This is a genomic window from Streptomyces sp. NPDC024017 (assembly GCF_040638895.1).
Taxonomy (GTDB): domain Bacteria; phylum Actinomycetota; class Actinomycetes; order Streptomycetales; family Streptomycetaceae; genus Streptomyces.
Window position 1 is genome coordinate 193,452 of the sequence record NZ_JBEZYZ010000013.1, and the last position, 16,722, is coordinate 210,173.

Here is a 16,722-nt window from a genome sequence, read left to right on the forward strand (position 1 = left end):
GGCGGCCTTGTCCACACCTGCTGCGGAGCACGCTCCCGGCCTCGCGCCGGCCGACGGGATCGCGGCCCGCGCCCGCGGTCTGACCAAGGCGTACGGATCGGGCGAGACGACCGTGCTCGCGCTCGACTCGGTGGACGTGGACGTCGTCCGGGGCCGGTTCACCGCGGTGATGGGTCCGTCGGGCTCCGGGAAGTCCACGCTGATGCACTGTCTGGCGGGGCTCGACACCGTCTCGGCCGGTCAGGTGTGGCTGGGCGACACGGAGATCACGGGGCTGAGGGAGCGCGAGCTGACACGGCTGCGCCGCGACCGGATCGGGTTCATGTTCCAGTCGTTCAACCTCATCCCGACCCTGAACGCGCTGGAGAACATCACCCTGCCCATGGACATCGCGGGCCGGAAGCCCGACGGGAAGTGGCTGGACCAGGTGATCGACACCCTGGGCCTGCGGGACCGGCTCGGGCACCGGCCGTCGCAGCTCTCCGGCGGGCAGCAGCAGCGCGTGGCCTGCGCGCGGGCGCTGGCCTCCCGGCCCGAGCTGATCTTCGCGGACGAGCCGACCGGCAACCTCGACTCGCGCGCCGGCCTGGAGGTGCTCGGCTTCCTGCGCGAGGCGGTGGACCAGCTCGGGCAGACCGTCGTCATGGTCACCCACGACCCGGGCGCCGCCGCCCACTCGGACCTGGTGCTCTTCCTCGGGGACGGCCGGATCGTCGACGAGATGCGGCGCCCCACGGCGGAGGCGGTCCTGGAGCGGATGAAGCGGTTCGACGTGATCCGCACCCGGTACGAGGACGCCCCGGCGTCGCCCGAGGAGAACTGAGCCCGTGCTCAAGGCGACCCTGCGGAGCTTCCTGGCGCACAAGGGGCGGCTGCTGCTCTCCGCGCTCGCCGTCATGCTGTCCGTCGCGTTCGTCACGGGGAGCCTGATCTTCTCGGACACCGTCAGCCGCACGTTCGACCGGCTGTTCGCCTCCACCGCGGCCGATGTCACGGTCAGCCCGAAGGAGGACCTCGACGAGGCGGTGCCCTCCGGCCGGACGGCCACCCTGCCGGCCGCGCTCGCCGAACGCGTCCGGCAGATCGACGGGGTCGCGGCGGCCCGCGCCGACGTGGACGTCGACGGCCTCACGGTCGTCGACGAGGAGAACGAACCGGTGGGCCCGACCACCGGGGCGCCGACGCTCGGCAACGCCTGGAGCCCGAACGAGCGCAGCCCCGTGAAGCTGACCTCGGGCCATGCCCCGCGCGGTCCCGCTCAGGCACTGCTCGACTCCGAGACCGCCGGCCGCAAGAACGTGCGCATCGGCGACACCCTCACCGTCATCGCGCCCCCCGGGTCGTTCCAGGTCCGGGTGGTCGGCATCGTCACGTTCACGACCACGAACCCCGGCTCCGCGCTGCTCTATTTCGACACCCCCACGGCGCAGACGAAGCTGCTGGGCCGGGCGGGGACGGCCACCGGCATCTCGGTCGACGCGGCGCAGGGCGTCAGCGACGAGCAGCTCAAACAGCGCGTGGCCGGCGCGCTCGGCGCGCACACCTACGACTTCAGGACGGCCGACGAGCAGGCCGAGTCGGACGTCGAGCAACTGGGCGGGTTCCTCGACGTCATCAAGTACGTGATGCTCGGCTTCGCCGGGATCGCCGTACTGGTCGGCGTGTTCCTGATCGTCAACACCTTCTCCATGCTCATCGCCCAGCGCACCCGCGAACTGGGCCTGCTGCGCGCGCTGGGTGCCGACCGGCGCCAGGTCCGGCGTTCGGTACTCACCGAGGCCCTGCTGCTCGGGCTGGTCGGCTCCACGCTGGGGCTCGCCGTGGGCATCGGGCTCGCGGCCGGGCTGATCGCGCTGATGGGCCTGCTCGGCATGAACATCGACGCCGACGAGATGGAGATCGGCTGGGTGACCCCGGTGGCGGCGTACGTCGTCGGGCTCGGTGTCACTTTCGTCGCCGCGTACCTCCCGGCGCGGCGGGCCGCGGGTGTGTCGCCGATGGCCGCGCTCTCGGACGCCGAGGTCGCCGGGGTGGGCCGGCCGCTGCGGGTGCGCGCGGTGGCGGGCGGGATCGTCGGGGCGGCCGGTGCGGCGGCCCTCGCGGGCTGCGCGGTGTCGCGGCAGACGTCGTCGGCGGCGTCCCTGCTGGGGCTCGGTGTGGTGCTCACCCTGATCGCGACCGTGATCGCCGGGCCGCTGCTGGTGCGTCCGGTGATCCGGGTGCTCGGCGCGGCCTTTCCCGCGCTGTTCGGGTCGATCGGCCGGATGAGCCAGCGCAACGCCCTGCGCAATCCCCGCCGCACCGGGGCCACCGCGGCGGCCCTGATGGTGGGGATCGCGCTGGTGGGCGGGATGTCGGTGGCGAGCGAGTCGATGACCGCGTCGTTCGACCGGCAGATCGACAAGACGCTGGGCGCCGACTTCGTGATCCAGAACACCAACTTCCGGCCGTTCCCGCAGGAGGTCACCGACAAGGTGCGCGGCACCGACGGAGTGGGCCTGGTCGTGCGCGGGCGGTTCACACCGGTCGCGGTGCGCCTCCCGGACGGCGACCGCGTGGAGACGACCGCGGCGGGCTACGATCCGCGGCTCGACGAGGTCGCCAACATCACCTACGCGCACGGGGACTCCGCGGCCGCGCTCGCGAGCGGGCACCTGGCCATGGACCGGGACTTCGCACGCGACCACGGTGTGCGGGTGGGCAGCACCCTCCCGGTGGAGTTCCCGGGCGGCCGCTCGGCCGAGCTCTCGGTCGGTGCGCTCACCGACCAGGACTCCGCCGAGGGGTTCGGCACTCAGGGCGGGCTGTTCTTCGGGCTGGAGACCCTGGTGCGGTACGCGCCGGGCGGGCAGGACTCCGCCCTGTACGTCAACGCCGGTGCCGGCACGAGCGACGACGACCTGCGCGCGAACCTGGAGGAGACCCTGGATCCGTACCCGCAGGTGCAGGTGCGGGACCTGGCCGACTACAAGCAGCTGGTCCGCGACCAGATCGCCGTCCTGCTGTACCTCGTGTACGCGCTGCTGGGGCTGGCGATCGTCATCGCGGTGCTGGGCGTGGTCAACACCCTCGCGTTGTCGGTCGTCGAACGCACCCGGGAGATCGGGCTGTTGCGGGCGATCGGGCTGGCCCGGCGCCAGCTGCGGCGGATGATCCGGCTGGAGTCGGTGGTGATCGCCGTGTTCGGCGCGGTCCTCGGGCTCGTGCTGGGGCTGGTGTGGGGGGTGTGCACGCAGCAGGTGCTGGCGCTCCAGGGCATGACGGCCCTGGCGATCCCGTGGCTGACGATCGTGCTGGTGGTGGTCGGCTCGGTGGTGGTCGGGATCGTGGCGGCACTGCTTCCGGCGCTGCGCGCCTCCCGCATGAACGTCCTGGCGGCCATCGCGCACGAGTGAGGCGGTCGCCGCGGGCCGTGGAGGCCCTCGCGCCGGTCACGGTGCGGGGCGCGGGGTCCGACGTCCGCATCCTGAAACGGTCTGACGCGGGTCGGCGCGCGTGATGTGATCATGAGATGACCGACTTGCGCATCCGGGCCGCGACGCCCGAGGACCTCGACGCCGTGCTGGCCTTCTGGAAGGTGGCCGCCGAGGGCACGAGCATCAGCGACGACCGCGGGGGTGTCGAGCGGCTGGTCGCGCGTGACCCCGAGGCGCTGATCCTGGCCGAACGCGGCGGCGAACTGGCCGGTACGGTGATCGCCGGGTTCGACGGCTGGCGCTGCCATCTGTACCGCCTGGCCGTGCACCCGGACCACCGCCGCCAGGGCATCGCCTCCGCACTGCTCGCCGCCGCGGAGGAGCGGTTCGTACGGCTCGGCGGGCGCCGCGCGGACGCGATGGTGCTCACGCGCAACGCGACCGCGCACCGGGCGTGGGACGCCGCCGGATACGGGCCCGAGGAGCAGTGGCGGCGCTGGGTGAAGCCGCTCACCGACTAGGCACCGCCACACCCTCGCGATCGCGACCCGATGGAGGACTTTGCCCATCCTTTACTCTTGAATGGCCACTCGGTCCTGCATGAAAGGTTGTGAGCGTCCGCCCATGGGCGAGCGTCCCCGTGCGCGACACCGCGCGTTCCGCCCCGTCCTGGAGAACCATGGGACGGGGGTGAACCGATGACCGAAGTGCTCCTCCTCCTGGCGGCGATCCTGCTCTCGCTCGCCTGCGGCGCCTTCGTGGCGGCCGAGTTCTCCCTCACCACGGTCGAGCGCGCCGAGCTGGAGCAGGCTGTGGAGCGCGGGGAGCGGGGCGCGCAGGGTGCCCTGAAGGCCGTACGGAGTCTGACGTTCCAGCTCTCCGGTGCGCAGCTCGGCATCACCGTCACGAACCTGGTGGTCGGCATGCTCGCCGAGCCGTCGATCGCCGCCCTGATGGCCGGGCCGCTGGAGGACCTCGGCGTCTCGCGCTCGGCGTCGCACAGCATCGCGCTGGTGCTCGGCACCGCGCTGTCGACGGTGTTCCTGATGGTCGTCGGCGAACTCGTGCCCAAGAACTGGGCGATCTCCTCGCCGCTGGCCGTCGCGAAGACCGTGGGCAACGCCCAGCGCTGGTTCAGCGCCGCGTTCCGGCCCTTCATCACGCATCTCAACAACACGGCGAACCGGGTCGTGCGCCGGATCGGTGTCGAGCCCGCCGAGGAGCTCGCCTCGGCGCGCGGACCGCAGGAGCTGGCGGCCCTCGCCCGGCACTCCGCCAAGGAAGGCCTGCTGGAGCCGGACACCGCCGAGCTGTTCGTGCGCACGCTGAACCTCGCCGACCTGACCGCGGAGAACGTGATGACGCCCCGGGTACAGGTCGTCGCGCTGGAGGTGCAGGCGACCCTGGAGGACGTCGCGAACGCGACCCGGGCGACCGGCCTGTCCCGGTTCCCCGTCTACCGCGGAACCCTCGACTCGGTCGTCGGAACGGCGCACGTCAAGGACGTGCTGGCGGTGCCGGCCGAGCGCCGGACCCGGATCTACGTCTCCGAGCTGATGCGCGAGCCGCTGCTGGTCCCCGAGAGCCTCACCGTCGACCGGCTCCTGGACCGGCTCTCCGGCAAGCGCACGATGGCCGTGGTGATCGACGAGTACGGCGGCACGGCGGGCGTGGCCACGCTGGAGGACATCGTCGAGGAGGTCGTCGGCGAGGTGCGCGACGAACACGACCCGCACGAGACCCCTGACCTGGACGCGGCCGGCACGGACGAGGCCGGGCACCCGCTGTACTCGGCCGACGGCTCCGCGCGCGTGGACCACCTGGAGCGCGTCGGGCTGCGCGCGCCGGAGGGGCCCTACGAGACGCTCGCCGGGCTGGTGGCCACGGTGCTCGGCCGGATACCGGCCGCCGGTGACACCCTCGAGGTCGCCGGCTGGCACCTGGAGGTCCTGGACGCGACGGGGCGCCGGGCGGCCCGCGTCCGGCTGCGCGCGCCCCTCGACGACCAGAAGCCCGACGAGAAGGGGGTGGAGCTGTGACCGCCGTCCAGCTGCTGATCGGACTGGCGACCCTCGTCGTCAACGCCTTCTTCGTCGGCGCGGAGTTCGCGCTGATCTCGGTGCGCCGCAGCCAGATCGAGCCCCACGCCGACCGGGGCGACCGGCGCGCGAAGAGCGTGCTGTGGGGCCTGGAGCACGTGTCCGCCCTGATGGCGGCCGCGCAGCTCGGGATCACGCTGTGCACGCTGGTGCTGGGCGTGGTGGCCGAGCCGGCGATCGCGCATCTGCTGGAACCGGTGTTCCACGCGGTGGGCATGCCCGAGGGCGCGGGGCACGCGGTGTCCTTCGTGATCGCGCTGTCCCTCGCGACCTATCTGCACATGCTGCTCGGCGAGATGGTGCCGAAGAACATCGCGCTCGCCGAGCCGGTGCGCAGCGCGCTGGCGCTCGGACCGCCCCTGGTGGCGCTGTCCCGGGCGCTGCGCCCGGTGATCTTCACGGTGAACGCGTTCGCCAACGTTCTGCTGAAACTGCTGCGCGTGGAGGCCCGGGAGGAGGTCGCCGCCTCCTACTCGGACGCGGAGATAGCGCGGATCGTGAAGGACTCCAGCGAGGCCGGTCTGATCGACCAACGTGCCCAGGAGCGGCTGCGCGACGCGCTGGAACTGGGCCGCCGTCCGGTGCGGGACGTGGTGCTGCCGCTGGAACGCGTGGTGTACGCGAGCGTCGGCATCACACCGGAGGAGCTGGAGCGGCTGTCGGCGGAGTCCGGGTTCTCCCGCTTCCCGGTGGTGGACGAGGGGCGGCGGATCGTCGGCTATCTGCATGTGAAGGACGCCCTGGACGCCGCCGGGCGCGACGTGCCGTTCCGGCTGCGCGACATGCGGTCCATCGCCCGCGTGCGGGAGCACACGCCACTGGACGACGTCCTGACGGCGATGCGGGGCAGCCGTACGCACGTCGCGGCCATCCTCGGGGCGGACGGGCGGCTGGCAGGGCTGGTGACCATGGAGGACGTGCTGCGGGAGCTGTTCGGCCAGCGCGCCTGAGGGGGCGCCCGGCTCCTGTGCGGGCCGGGCCCGGAGGCCGACCGACTGATGGGTATGTGCACGGGATACCATTTCCGTCGCCATGCAGACGAACCCCACCTACAGCAGCCTGGTCGCGGTCGGCGACTCCTTCACCGAGGGCATGTCGGACCTGATGCCCGACGGCACCTACCGGGGCTGGGCCGACCTGCTCGCCGCGCGGATGGCGGCCCGTACGCCCGGCTTCCGGTACGCCAACCTCGCGGTGCGCGGCAAGCTGATCCGGCAGATCGTCGACGAGCAGGTCGATGTCGCGGCGGCCATGGGGGCCGATGTGATCACCCTCGTCGGCGGGCTCAACGACACGCTGCGGCCCAAGTGCGACATGGGCCGGGTGCGCGGGCTCCTGGAGGAGGCCGTGGAGAAGCTGGCCCCCGCGTGCCGGCAGCTCGTACTGATGCGCAGCCCGGGACGGCAGGGCCCCGTCCTGGAACGGTTCCGGCCGCGCATGGAGGAGCTGTTCGCCTGCGTCGACGAGCTGGCCGCCCGGCACGGCGCGGTCGTCGTCGACCTGTACGGCGCGCCGTCCCTGAGCGACCCGCGGCTGTGGGACGTGGACCGGCTGCACCTGACGGCCGAGGGCCACCGCCGGGTCGCGGAGGCGGTGTGGCAGGCGCTGGGCCACGACCCCGAGGACGCCGAGTGGCGCACGCCGATGCCGGCGACGCTGCCGCCGGGGTGGGCGATGCGGCGCGTGGCGGACGCGCGGTTCGCCCGGCAGTACCTGCTGCCGTGGATAGGCCGCCGCCTGACGGGCCGCTCCTCGGGCGACGGCCTCCCGCCCAAGCGCCCGGAGTTGCTGCCGTACGAGGACCTGGCGTAGCCGCAGGTGGCGGCGACCGGGAGGCTTTCGTAGGTTCCGACAAGGACACCCGCGGCGCTGGCCTGCACGAATCGCCAGTAGAATCCGTCCACGTGACTTCTGCGCCCGCCAAGCCCCGCATCCCGAACGTCCTCGCCGGACGCTACGCCTCCGCCGAGCTCGCCACGCTCTGGTCGCCCGAGCAGAAGGTGAAGCTGGAGCGGCAGCTCTGGCTCGCCGTGCTGCGGGCCCAGAAGGACCTCGGGATCGAGGTGCCCGACGCCGCGCTCGCCGACTACGAGCGCGTCCTCGACACCGTCGACCTGGCCTCCATCGCCGAGCGCGAGAAGGTCACGCGGCACGACGTCAAGGCGCGGATCGAGGAGTTCAACGACCTCGCCGGGCACGAGCACGTGCACAAGGGCATGACCTCCCGCGACCTCACCGAGAACGTCGAGCAGCTGCAGATCCGCCTCTCGCTGGAGCTGATGCGCGACCGCACGGTCGCCGTCCTGGCCCGGCTCGGCAAGCTCGCCGGCGAGTACGGCGAGCTGGTCATGGCCGGCCGCTCGCACAACGTCGCCGCGCAGGCCACCACCCTCGGCAAGCGCTTCGCCACCGCCGCCGACGAGCTGCTCGTCGCCTACGGCCGGATCGAGGAGCTGCTGGGCCGCTACCCGCTGCGCGGCATCAAGGGCCCGGTCGGCACCGCGCAGGACATGCTGGACCTGCTGGGCGGGGACGCCGCGAAGCTCGCGGACCTGGAGCAGCGGATCGCCACGCACCTGGGCTTCTCGCAGGCGTTCACCTCGGTCGGCCAGGTCTACCCGCGCTCGCTGGACTACGAGGTCGTCACGGCGCTGGTGCAGCTCGCGGCGGCGCCGTCGTCGCTGGCGAAGACGATCCGGCTGATGGCCGGGCACGAGCTGGTCACCGAGGGCTTCAAGCCCGGCCAGGTCGGCTCCTCGGCGATGCCGCACAAGATGAACACCCGCTCCTGCGAGCGCGTCAACGGCCTGATGGTGATCCTGCGCGGCTACGCCTCGATGACCGGCGAGCTGGCGGGCGACCAGTGGAACGAGGGCGACGTGTCCTGCTCGGTGGTGCGCCGGGTCGCGCTGCCGGACGCGTTCTTCGCGCTGGACGGCCTGCTGGAGACGTTCCTGACGGTGCTCGACGAGTTCGGCGCGTTCCCGGCGGTCGTCGCCCGTGAGCTGGACCGCTACCTGCCGTTCCTCGCCACCACCAAGGTGCTGATGGGCGCCGTGCGCGCGGGCGTCGGCCGCGAGCTCGCGCACGAGGCGATCAAGGAGAACGCCGTCGCCTCCGCGCTCGCCATGCGCGAGCAGGGCGCCGAGCGCAACGAGCTGCTCGACAAGCTGGCCGCCGACGCGCGCATTCCGCTGGACCGGGAGCAGCTGGACGCGCTGATGGCCGACAAGCTGTCCTTCACCGGTGCCGCGGGCGACCAGGTCGCCACCGTCGTCGCCCGGGTCGAGGAGATCGTGAAGCAGCACCCCCAGGCCGCGGGCTACACGCCCGGGGCGATCCTCTGACGCGCCGGCCGGGTAGCCGACGGTGCCGCGTTTCACGCCCGAGGAGCTTCAGGCCGCCCGCGACCGCGTCGTGCCCGACGTGGTCGCGGAGGGGCTGCACGTCCTGTTCTGCGGCATCAATCCCGGCCTGATGACGGCCGCGACGGGCCATCACTTCGCCCGCCCGGGCAACCGCTTCTGGCCGGTGCTGCACCGGTCCGGGTTCACTCCGCGTCTGCTCGATCCGTCCGAGCAGCGGGAGTTGCTTTCGTACGGGCTCGGCATCACCAACGTCGTGGAGCGGCCCTCCGCGCGGGCCGACGAGCTGAGCGCCGAGGAGTACCGGGAGGGCGGGCGGCTGCTCGCGGCGAAGGTGGAGCGGCTGCGGCCGCGCTGGCTGGCCGTGGTGGGCGTGACCGCGTACCGCGCCGCGTTCGACGACCGCAAGGCGCGGGTGGGCCCGCAGGCTCGGACGATCGGGGACACGCGTGTGTGGGTGCTGCCCAATCCGAGCGGGCTGAACGCGCACTGGACGGTCGAGACGATGGCGGAGGAGTTCGGGCGGCTGCGGGAGGCCGCCGGGAGCTGAGCTCCTACGGCGGGTCCGTCTCCGTGACCAGCGCCAGCAGTTGGACTTCCCGCGACGCGTCCCGGTCCCCGACCGCCACGGCGACCCAGCGGCCCGTGCCCTCCACCTCCCACAGGTGGGCGACGCTCGCCCGCGCGCTCAACTCGGCCCACGGCCGGGGCATCTCCTCCCGCTCGGTGCGCAGCAGGACGGTCTGCAGGTTGTACGGATCCGTGTCGCCCCAGCGGGAGGCGAGGAGCTCGTAGACGGCGTCCCGGTCCTTCTCGTACTGGTCGATCGTCACCGCCCGGGCCGCCGGGTCGCCGTCGGTCGCGGCCTCTAACACCGCGATGTGGTGACCGGGTCCCGAGACGCCGACGTCCGACGGGCCGTGCTCCGCCGGAAAGGGGCGGTAGCACAGCTCGTCGATGAGGGCGATGTGCTGTGCGATGTTCATGGGTCCAGTAAACCCGGCCCCACTGACACTTGGCGGGGCATCAACCGGCCCGCCGTCAGGCGTCCCTGCGACGCACGCTCCAGGCTCCCGCCAGCAGGGCGGCGGCCGTCCACAGCGCGGTCACCGCGAGCCCCGACCACGGCCCGAGGGTGCCGTCGTACGTCTCCCGCAGGACCAGTTGCCCGGCCTTGTCGGGCAGGAAGTCGGCGACGGTGCCGGTCGCGTCGCCGATCACGAACGACACCACCAGGATGAACGGCACCAGCAGGGAGAGGGTGGCCACGCCGCTGCGGAGCAGGGCGGCGACGCCCGCGGCGAACAGGGCCATCAGCATGAGGTAGACGCCGCAGCCCAGGACACCGCGCACCTGCTCGACGGTGCTGAGCCCCTCGGCCGCCGGGCCGAGCCCCGCCCGCGCCACGAGGAGGGCGGCGAGGGCCGTGACCAGCCCCACGAGGAGTGCCGGTACGGCGATGACGGCCGCCTTGGCCGCGAACCACCGGCCGCGCTGCGGCACCGCGGCCAGTGAGAGCCGGAGCGCACCCCCGTGGAACTCCGACGACACGGCCATGGCCCCGAAGGAGATGGCCGCGATCTGGCCCGGCATGACGCCGGACAGGGCCGTGAACAGCGGATCGAACCCCGGGTCCGAGGCATCGGAGACTCCGGCGATCGCGGAGAACGCCGTGGTCGCCGCGAACAGGGCCAGCAGGGCTCCCGGGAGCGAGCGCAGGGTGCGGATCTTCAGCCACTCGGAGCGCAGTACGGGCGTGAATTCCATGGTCAGGCCCCCTGGGGCTGTGCGGTGAACTCGGTCTCGGCCCCGGTGAGGTCGAAGTAGGCCTGCTCCAACGTGCCTTCCTCCGCGGCCAGTTCCAGGACGGGGACGCCCGCGGCCGAGGCGATGCGGCCGATGTCGTCCACCCGTGCGTCGTGCACGGTCCAGTGCCCGTCCGCGTGTTCCTCGGCGTCGTGGCCGTGCCAGGCGAGGGCCGACTCGAGGGCGACGGGGTCGGTCGTGCGGATGCGGACGCGGGGCTGCACCCGCGCGTGGATGAAGTCCCGCATGGGGGTGTCGGCGAGGAGCCGGCCCCGGCCGAGGACGACGAGGTGGTCGGCGAAGGACGCGGTCTCGTTCATCAGGTGGCTGGAGACCAGGACCGTGCGGCCCTGTGCCGCGAGCCGGCGCAGCAACGTCCGGATCCACACGATGCCTTCGGGGTCGAGGCCGTTGGACGGCTCGTCCAGCATCACCACCTCGGGGTCGCCCAGCAGGGCGGCGGCGATGCCCAGCCGCTGGCGCATGCCCAGGGAGTACGTCCGCACGCGGCGCCGGGCCACCGACTCCAGGCCCGTCTCCTCCAGGACCTCGTCGACCCGCCGGTCCGGGATGCGGTTGCTCGCCGCCAGGACACGGAGGTGGTCGCGGGCGGTGCGGGAGCCGTGCGCGGCCTGCGCGTCGAGCAGGGCGCCCACGTGGCGCAGGGGTTCGCGGAGCGTCGGGTAGGGCCGGCCGCCGATCGTGGCGGAACCGGCGGTCGGCCGGTCGAGGCCGAGCACCAGCCGCATGGTGGTGGACTTCCCGGCGCCGTTCGGGCCGAGGAAGCCGGTGACGCGGCCGGGCAGCACGCGGAAGGTGAGCTGGTCCACGGCTCGCCGGTCGCCGAACTCCTTGGTGAGGTCCTGGACGTCGATGCTGGTCATGGCACCAGCGTCGCGGCCGGTGCGGGGTGCGGTCCTCCCCCGGCGGTGGAGATCGTCTCCCCCGTGCGGGGGAGGTTCGCTGTCAGTGCCGGCTGGCACGATGACGCCATGGTCCGCATGCTGCGCCCGTTCACACGGGCGGTGACGTACACCCGATGGCTGCATCTCTGCATGGCCATCGTGTGGCCGGCCCTGTGGCTGTTCATCGACCAGGCGTGGTGGACCGTGGGCACGGCGACCGTGCTGCTCGGGCTCGCGGGCCTCGTCCCCGCCATGCGGGTCGTGGAGGGGTTCCAGGCGCGGCTGCTGCTGACCGGTCACCGGGACGGCAGCGAGAGCTCGGAGATCGTCGTCGCCCCCTCGGCCACGTGGGACGACCGCGGGCGGATGGTGGTGTGGCTCCAGGCGCGGCTGTTCCTCGGCGCGCTGGTGTCGCACCTCTTCGTCCAGCTCCTCCTCCTCGCGATGGACCTGGTGTCGACGGCCTTCGGCGGCGAGCGCGCGGGCGGCGCCTGGCTTCGCGTCGAGGGCCCTCACTGGTGGCACGCCCTGCTCGCGCCCCTGCCGCTGGTCCTGGGGGCCGCGGTCGTGGTCGGTTCGGGGCACCTCATCACCCGCATCGCCCTGCGCCTGCTGGGCCCTTCCCCCGCCGAGCGGCTCGCCGCACTGGAGGAACGCACGGAACAACTCCTGGAACGCACCAGGATCGCCCGCGAGTTGCACGACTCCATCGGTCACGCGCTCACGGTCGCCGTCGTGCAGGCGGGGGCCGCCCGGGCGGCGGGCGATCCCGCCTTCACCGACCGCGCCCTGGGCGCCATCGAGGAGACCGGCCGGGCCGCCCTGGAGGACCTGGAGCGGGTGCTCGGCGTCCTGCGCGAGTCGGGGAAGCCGGTGAGCGGCAGGCCGACCCTCGCGGACGCCGACCGCCTGCTGGAGTCGGCGCGTGCCTCCGGGGCGAAGGTCGACGCCGAGGTGACCGGCCCGGTGGAGGGCGTGCCCGGACCGGTGTCCCGGGAGGGCTACCGGATCCTCCAGGAGTCACTGACCAACGTGCTGCGGCACGCGGGGGCGGTCCCGGTGCGCGTCCGCGTGCACGTCGCCGACGACACCCTCGTCCTCGCGATACGCAATCCCCTGCCGGCCGGCATACCGCCCGGCCCCGGACGCGGCAGCGGCCTGCGCGGGATACGCGAGCGCGCGGCCCTGCTCGGCGGGCGGGCCCGGACCGGACCCGACGCAGGCGACTGGCAGGTCCATGCAGAACTGCCGTTGGCCTGATCTACGCTGGTCCGATGCCGGTCACCGTTCTCCTCGTCGACGACGAACCCCTCGTGCGTGCCGGTCTGCGGGCCGTGCTGGAGGCGCAGCCCGACATCGAGGTCGTCGGGGAGGCCGCGGACGGGGCGGCGGTGATCCCGCTCGTGCGGCAACTGCGGCCGGACGTGGTCGCGATGGACGTACGGATGCCGCTGCTGGACGGGATCGAGGCCACTCGGGCGCTGCTGCGGACGGTCGACGATCCGCCGCGGATCCTCGTGGTGACGACGTTCGAGAACGACGAGTACGTGTACGAGGCGCTGCGGGCGGGAGCCGACGGGTTCCTGCTCAAGCGGGCGCGGCCCGCCGAGATCGTGCACGCGGTGCGGCTGATCGCGGAGGGCGAGTCGCTGCTGTTCCCGGCCTCGGTACGGCAGCTCGCCGCCGAGTACGGCGACACCGGCGGGAACCGCGCGGCACGGGCCGTGCTGGAGCGGGCCCGGCTGACCGAGCGTGAGGCCGAGGTGCTGCGGCTGATGGCGCGGGGCCTGTCGAACGCGGAGATCGCCACCCGGCTGGTCGTGGGGACCGAGACCGTGAAGTCGCATGTCAGCGCGGTGCTGGCCAAGTTGGGGGCACGGGACCGCACCCAGGCGGTGATCGCGGCGTACGAGTCGGGGTTCGTGGCACCGGGCTGATCACCGAGGGCCGGTGCCTGCCCCTCGCCGGGGTGTGCCGCGTCGAAGTACGATCCGGCCAACACGCGCACGACCTGGGAGGACGGACGGTGGGGCGGCTGACCGGCGGGGATCCCTCGCTGCTGCGAAGGATCAACTCCGCGGTGGTGCTGCACGCGCTGCGTGCCACGGACTGCGCGACGCTGACCGAGATCACCCGGGTGACGGGGCTGTCCCGGCCGACCGTCGAGGGCGTCGTCGAGGGGCTCATCGAGGCCGGGCTCGTCGTCGAGAAGGCGGCCGAGGAGGGCGCTGCCCGACGGCAGGGGCGTCCGGCACGGCGGTTCCGGTTCCGGGCGGAGGCCGGCCACCTGCTGGGGCTGGAGATCGGGGCGCACCGGGTGGCCGCGCTGCTGTCCGACCTGGACGGCCGGGTGATCGGCGCCCAGGCCAAGGAGGTGCCCGAGACGGCGGAGGCCGACGAGCGGCTGGAGCGGCTGCGCGGGGCGGTCGCCGAACTGCTGCGGCGGGCCGGGGTCGCCCGGGGTTCGCTGCGGGCCGTGGGCGTGGCGACGCCCGGGATCGTCGAGGCCGACGGCACGGTGCGGCTGGGCACGGCGCTGCCGGGGTGGACGGGGCTGCGGCTGGGCGAGCGCCTGAGCCGGTCGTTCAAGTGCCCGGTGCTGGTCGAGAACGACGCCAATGCCGCGGCCGTCGCCGAGCACTGGAAGGGCGCGGCCACCGAGTCGGACGACGTGGTGTTCGTGCTGGCGGGGCTCAGCCCGGGCGCCGGTGCGCTGATCGGGGGCCGGCTGCACCGGGGCTACGGCGGAGCGGCCGGTGAGATCGGCGCGCTGCATCTGCTGGGCCGGGGGGTGACGCCCGAGACGCTCCTGTCGACCACGGACGAACCGCTCCACCCCCTCGACGAGCAGGCCGTCGCCGAGGTCTTCGCGCAGGCCCGCAGGGGCGACCAGCGGGCCCGCGCGGCCGTCGACCGCTTCATCCAGCGCCTGGTCCACGACGTGGCGGCCCTCGTCCTCGCCCTGGACCCGGAGCTGGTCGTCATCGGCGGCTGGGCAGCAGGCCTGGACGGCGTCCTGGACCCCCTCCGTCAGGAACTCGCCCGCTACTGCCTGCGCCCCCCGGAGGTGACCCTCTCGGGCCTCGGAGACGCGGCAGTGGCGACCGGCGCCTTGCGCCTGGCCCTGGACCACGTGGAGGAACAGCTCTTCGCGGTGGAACGCCCCTAGGCGACAACGCCCTCCAAGGGGCGCGGGGAACTGCGCGACCGGCCACAACGAATCCGTACGGTCCCACTCACCGCACCCCCCGCGGCGCCCAGGTCAGGAAGCCTGCCGCTGAATCCCGGCGTGGATCTCCACACCCCCCGAGTCGCCGAAGGTCAACCGGCACGTGTCAGCGCGATACGTCGCCACCGACAGCGCAGCCGTACGGCCCCCGGAGACGAACCGCGTGGTCACCACCAGCACGGGCGCCCCGGGCAGCCGGTCCAGCTCCTTCGCCTCGTCGGCCCCGGCGGAGCCGAGCTCCACCGCGTTCTCCTGCCGCTCCAGCTCCAGCCGCTGCAGCTCGCGCAGCACCGCACGCGCGCGTGCCGCTCCGGACGGCGCGTCGATGCCGGAGAGCTCGGGCACCGAGGGATGCGGGATGTAGAGCAGCTCCGCGGCGACCGGTCGGCCGTGCGAGACGCGGGAGCGCCGCACGACGTGCACGGACTCCTCGCGGCCGGTCTCCAGCGCGTCGGCGACGGCCGGCGGCGGCACGGCCGCCGTGCAGTCGGCGGGCTGCCAGGCGTCCTCGGGGCCGCCCGGCCAGGTGTGCGGGCCGGTGCCGAGGGAGACTCCCATGCGGGGCGGCGCGACGGTCGTCCCGACTCCGCGGCGGCGCTGCAGCCTGCCTTCGAGTTCGAGCTGCTCCAGGGCCTGGCGGAGCGTGGCGCGGGCCACGCCGAAGCGGGCCGCGAGATCGCGCTCGTTGGGCAGGATCTCCCCCACCGAGAACTCGGAGTCGAGCGCTTCACTGAGCACCGTCTTGAGATGCCAGTACTTCGGTTCCTGCACCGATTCCAGCTGCGTGGTCCCCACCCTGTCCTCCGCAATCGCCGTGGTCGGCGGCGTTTTAGCGCCCTTGTTTATTAAAGGTTGTTTCACTTCTCTGCGACCATAGGGCGGCCCTGATCCTTGGTCAAGACCAATGGCCGGGAACGTTCACGGGGCGTTCATGCGGGGGCCGCGGACCGGCCACGGCAGCGCCTCTAGGCGGCCAGGGACCGCAGCTTGTCGGGGTTGCGGATGATGTAGACCGACTGCACGCGGCCGTCGGCCACGTCGAGCTGGAAGACGGAGTCGGGCTTGTCGCCGGACAGGATCAGCACGGCCGGGCCGCCGTTGAGCTCCAGGAACCGCGCGGACAGGCCCGGGAGGCTCTTCTGCGCGGCGCCGACGAGGAAGCGGCCCACCTTGTCGGCGGTCTGCAGGACCCGCAGCGGCGCCCTCGACTTGCCGCCGCTGTCGCCGACGAGCCGGACCTCCGGGGCGAGCAGCGCCATCAGGCCTTCGAGGTCGCCCTCGGTCGCGGCGGCGAGGAACCGCTCGGTGAGGTCGCGGCGCTGGGAGGGATCGACCTCATAGCGCGGGCGCCGCTCCTCGACGTGCTTGCGGGCCCGCCCGGCCAGCTGGCGCACCGCCGGTTCGCCGCGGTCGAGCATGGTGGCGATGTCGGCGTAGGGGAAGCCGAAGGCCTCCCGCAGCACGAAAACGGCCCGCTCCAGCGGTGACAGCGACTCCAGCACGACGAGGACGGCGAGGGAGACGGAGTCGGCGAGCACGGCCCGCTCGGCGGTGTCCGGCACGATGTCGCCGAAGTCGGTGACGTACGGCTCGGGCAACCAGGGGCCGACGTACGTCTCGCCGCGGGCCTTGATCTGGCGCAGCCGGTCGATGGCGAGGCGGGTGGTGATCCGGACGAGGTAGCCGCGCGGTTCGCGCACGTCGCCGCGGTCGCTGCCGGTCCAGCGCAGCCAGGCCTCCTGGACCACGTCCTCCGCGTCGGCCACGCGTCCCAGCATGCGGTAGGCGACTCCCAGCAGGACGGGACGGTGTGCTTCGAAGACGTCGGTCGCGGTCTCGGTGGTCACGGCTCCATCCCAGCCCACCGGTGCGGCCCTGTCCAGGCGGAATCACTCCTTCCCG

Annotated in this window: 16 protein-coding genes; 11 read left to right on the forward strand and 5 right to left on the reverse strand. The window is 73.1% G+C overall.

The window, feature by feature from the left end; genetic code table 11:
* Window positions 1-7: 7 nt before the first annotated feature.
* The 8 genes from AB0G20_RS31640 (at window position 8) to mug (ending at window position 9,430) form a co-directional block, all read left to right on the forward strand.
* Window positions 8-823, forward strand: coding sequence for an ABC transporter ATP-binding protein (locus tag AB0G20_RS31640; protein ID WP_361308294.1), 816 nt, complete (start codon window positions 8-10; stop codon window positions 821-823).
* 4 nt (window positions 824-827) lie between these two features.
* Window positions 828-3,395: an ABC transporter permease gene (locus AB0G20_RS31645; RefSeq protein WP_361308296.1), complete on the forward strand. Its 2,568-nt coding sequence runs from the start codon at window positions 828-830 to the stop codon at window positions 3,393-3,395.
* A gap of 116 nt (window positions 3,396-3,511) precedes the next feature.
* Complete coding sequence (locus AB0G20_RS31650; protein ID WP_361308298.1) at window positions 3,512-3,937, forward strand: GNAT family N-acetyltransferase; 426 nt, start codon at window positions 3,512-3,514, stop codon at window positions 3,935-3,937.
* Window positions 3,938-4,114: 177 nt separating this feature from the next.
* A complete protein-coding gene (locus AB0G20_RS31655) occupies window positions 4,115-5,455 on the forward strand; it encodes a hemolysin family protein (RefSeq protein ID WP_361308300.1) in 1,341 nt (446 codons plus the stop codon).
* Window positions 5,452-6,465 carry a hemolysin family protein gene (locus AB0G20_RS31660; protein WP_361308302.1) on the forward strand — a complete coding sequence of 338 codons (1,014 nt, stop codon included), beginning with the start codon at window positions 5,452-5,454 and terminating at the stop codon, window positions 6,463-6,465. Before AB0G20_RS31655 ends, AB0G20_RS31660 begins: the two co-directional genes overlap by 4 nt.
* A gap of 82 nt (window positions 6,466-6,547) precedes the next feature.
* Window positions 6,548-7,327, forward strand: coding sequence for an SGNH/GDSL hydrolase family protein (locus tag AB0G20_RS31665; RefSeq protein WP_361308304.1), 780 nt, complete (start codon window positions 6,548-6,550; stop codon window positions 7,325-7,327).
* 92 nt (window positions 7,328-7,419) lie between these two features.
* Window positions 7,420-8,862: an adenylosuccinate lyase gene (purB, locus tag AB0G20_RS31670; protein ID WP_361308306.1), complete on the forward strand. Its 1,443-nt coding sequence runs from the start codon at window positions 7,420-7,422 to the stop codon at window positions 8,860-8,862.
* Window positions 8,863-8,884: 22 nt separating this feature from the next.
* Window positions 8,885-9,430 (forward strand): G/U mismatch-specific DNA glycosylase, encoded by a 546-nt coding sequence (gene mug / locus AB0G20_RS31675; protein WP_361308308.1) that lies wholly within the window; start codon window positions 8,885-8,887, stop codon window positions 9,428-9,430.
* A gap of 4 nt (window positions 9,431-9,434) precedes the next feature.
* Here mug and AB0G20_RS31680 read toward each other — a convergent pair whose 3' ends face one another.
* The 3 genes from AB0G20_RS31680 to AB0G20_RS31690 are packed head-to-tail and all read right to left on the reverse strand — an operon-like array spanning window position 9,435 to window position 11,570.
* Window positions 9,435-9,866 carry a hypothetical protein gene (locus AB0G20_RS31680; RefSeq protein ID WP_361308310.1) on the reverse strand — a complete coding sequence of 144 codons (432 nt, stop codon included), beginning with the start codon at window positions 9,864-9,866 and terminating at the stop codon, window positions 9,435-9,437.
* A gap of 55 nt (window positions 9,867-9,921) precedes the next feature.
* Window positions 9,922-10,647 (reverse strand): ABC transporter permease, encoded by a 726-nt coding sequence (locus AB0G20_RS31685; RefSeq protein WP_361308312.1) that lies wholly within the window; start codon window positions 10,645-10,647, stop codon window positions 9,922-9,924.
* A 2-nt stretch (window positions 10,648-10,649) separates the two neighbouring features.
* Window positions 10,650-11,570: an ABC transporter ATP-binding protein gene (locus AB0G20_RS31690; RefSeq protein WP_361308314.1), complete on the reverse strand. Its 921-nt coding sequence runs from the start codon at window positions 11,568-11,570 to the stop codon at window positions 10,650-10,652.
* Between the two features lie 108 nt (window positions 11,571-11,678).
* Between AB0G20_RS31690 and AB0G20_RS31695 the strand changes: the two genes are divergently transcribed.
* The 3 genes from AB0G20_RS31695 (at window position 11,679) to AB0G20_RS31705 (ending at window position 14,760) form a co-directional block, all read left to right on the forward strand.
* Complete coding sequence (locus AB0G20_RS31695) at window positions 11,679-12,851, forward strand: histidine kinase (RefSeq protein ID WP_361308316.1); 1,173 nt, start codon at window positions 11,679-11,681, stop codon at window positions 12,849-12,851.
* Between the two features lie 14 nt (window positions 12,852-12,865).
* On the forward strand, window positions 12,866-13,528 hold the full coding sequence (locus AB0G20_RS31700) for a response regulator transcription factor (RefSeq protein ID WP_361308318.1): 663 nt from the start codon (window positions 12,866-12,868) through the stop codon (window positions 13,526-13,528).
* Window positions 13,529-13,617: 89 nt separating this feature from the next.
* Window positions 13,618-14,760 carry an ROK family transcriptional regulator gene (locus AB0G20_RS31705; RefSeq protein ID WP_361308320.1) on the forward strand — a complete coding sequence of 381 codons (1,143 nt, stop codon included), beginning with the start codon at window positions 13,618-13,620 and terminating at the stop codon, window positions 14,758-14,760.
* Window positions 14,761-14,853: 93 nt separating this feature from the next.
* Here AB0G20_RS31705 and AB0G20_RS31710 read toward each other — a convergent pair whose 3' ends face one another.
* Complete coding sequence (locus tag AB0G20_RS31710; RefSeq protein WP_361308322.1) at window positions 14,854-15,615, reverse strand: GntR family transcriptional regulator; 762 nt, start codon at window positions 15,613-15,615, stop codon at window positions 14,854-14,856.
* Window positions 15,616-15,785: 170 nt separating this feature from the next.
* Window positions 15,786-16,667 carry an RNA polymerase sigma-70 factor gene (locus AB0G20_RS31715; protein WP_361308324.1) on the reverse strand — a complete coding sequence of 294 codons (882 nt, stop codon included), beginning with the start codon at window positions 16,665-16,667 and terminating at the stop codon, window positions 15,786-15,788.
* Between the last annotated feature and the right edge of the window lie 55 nt (window positions 16,668-16,722).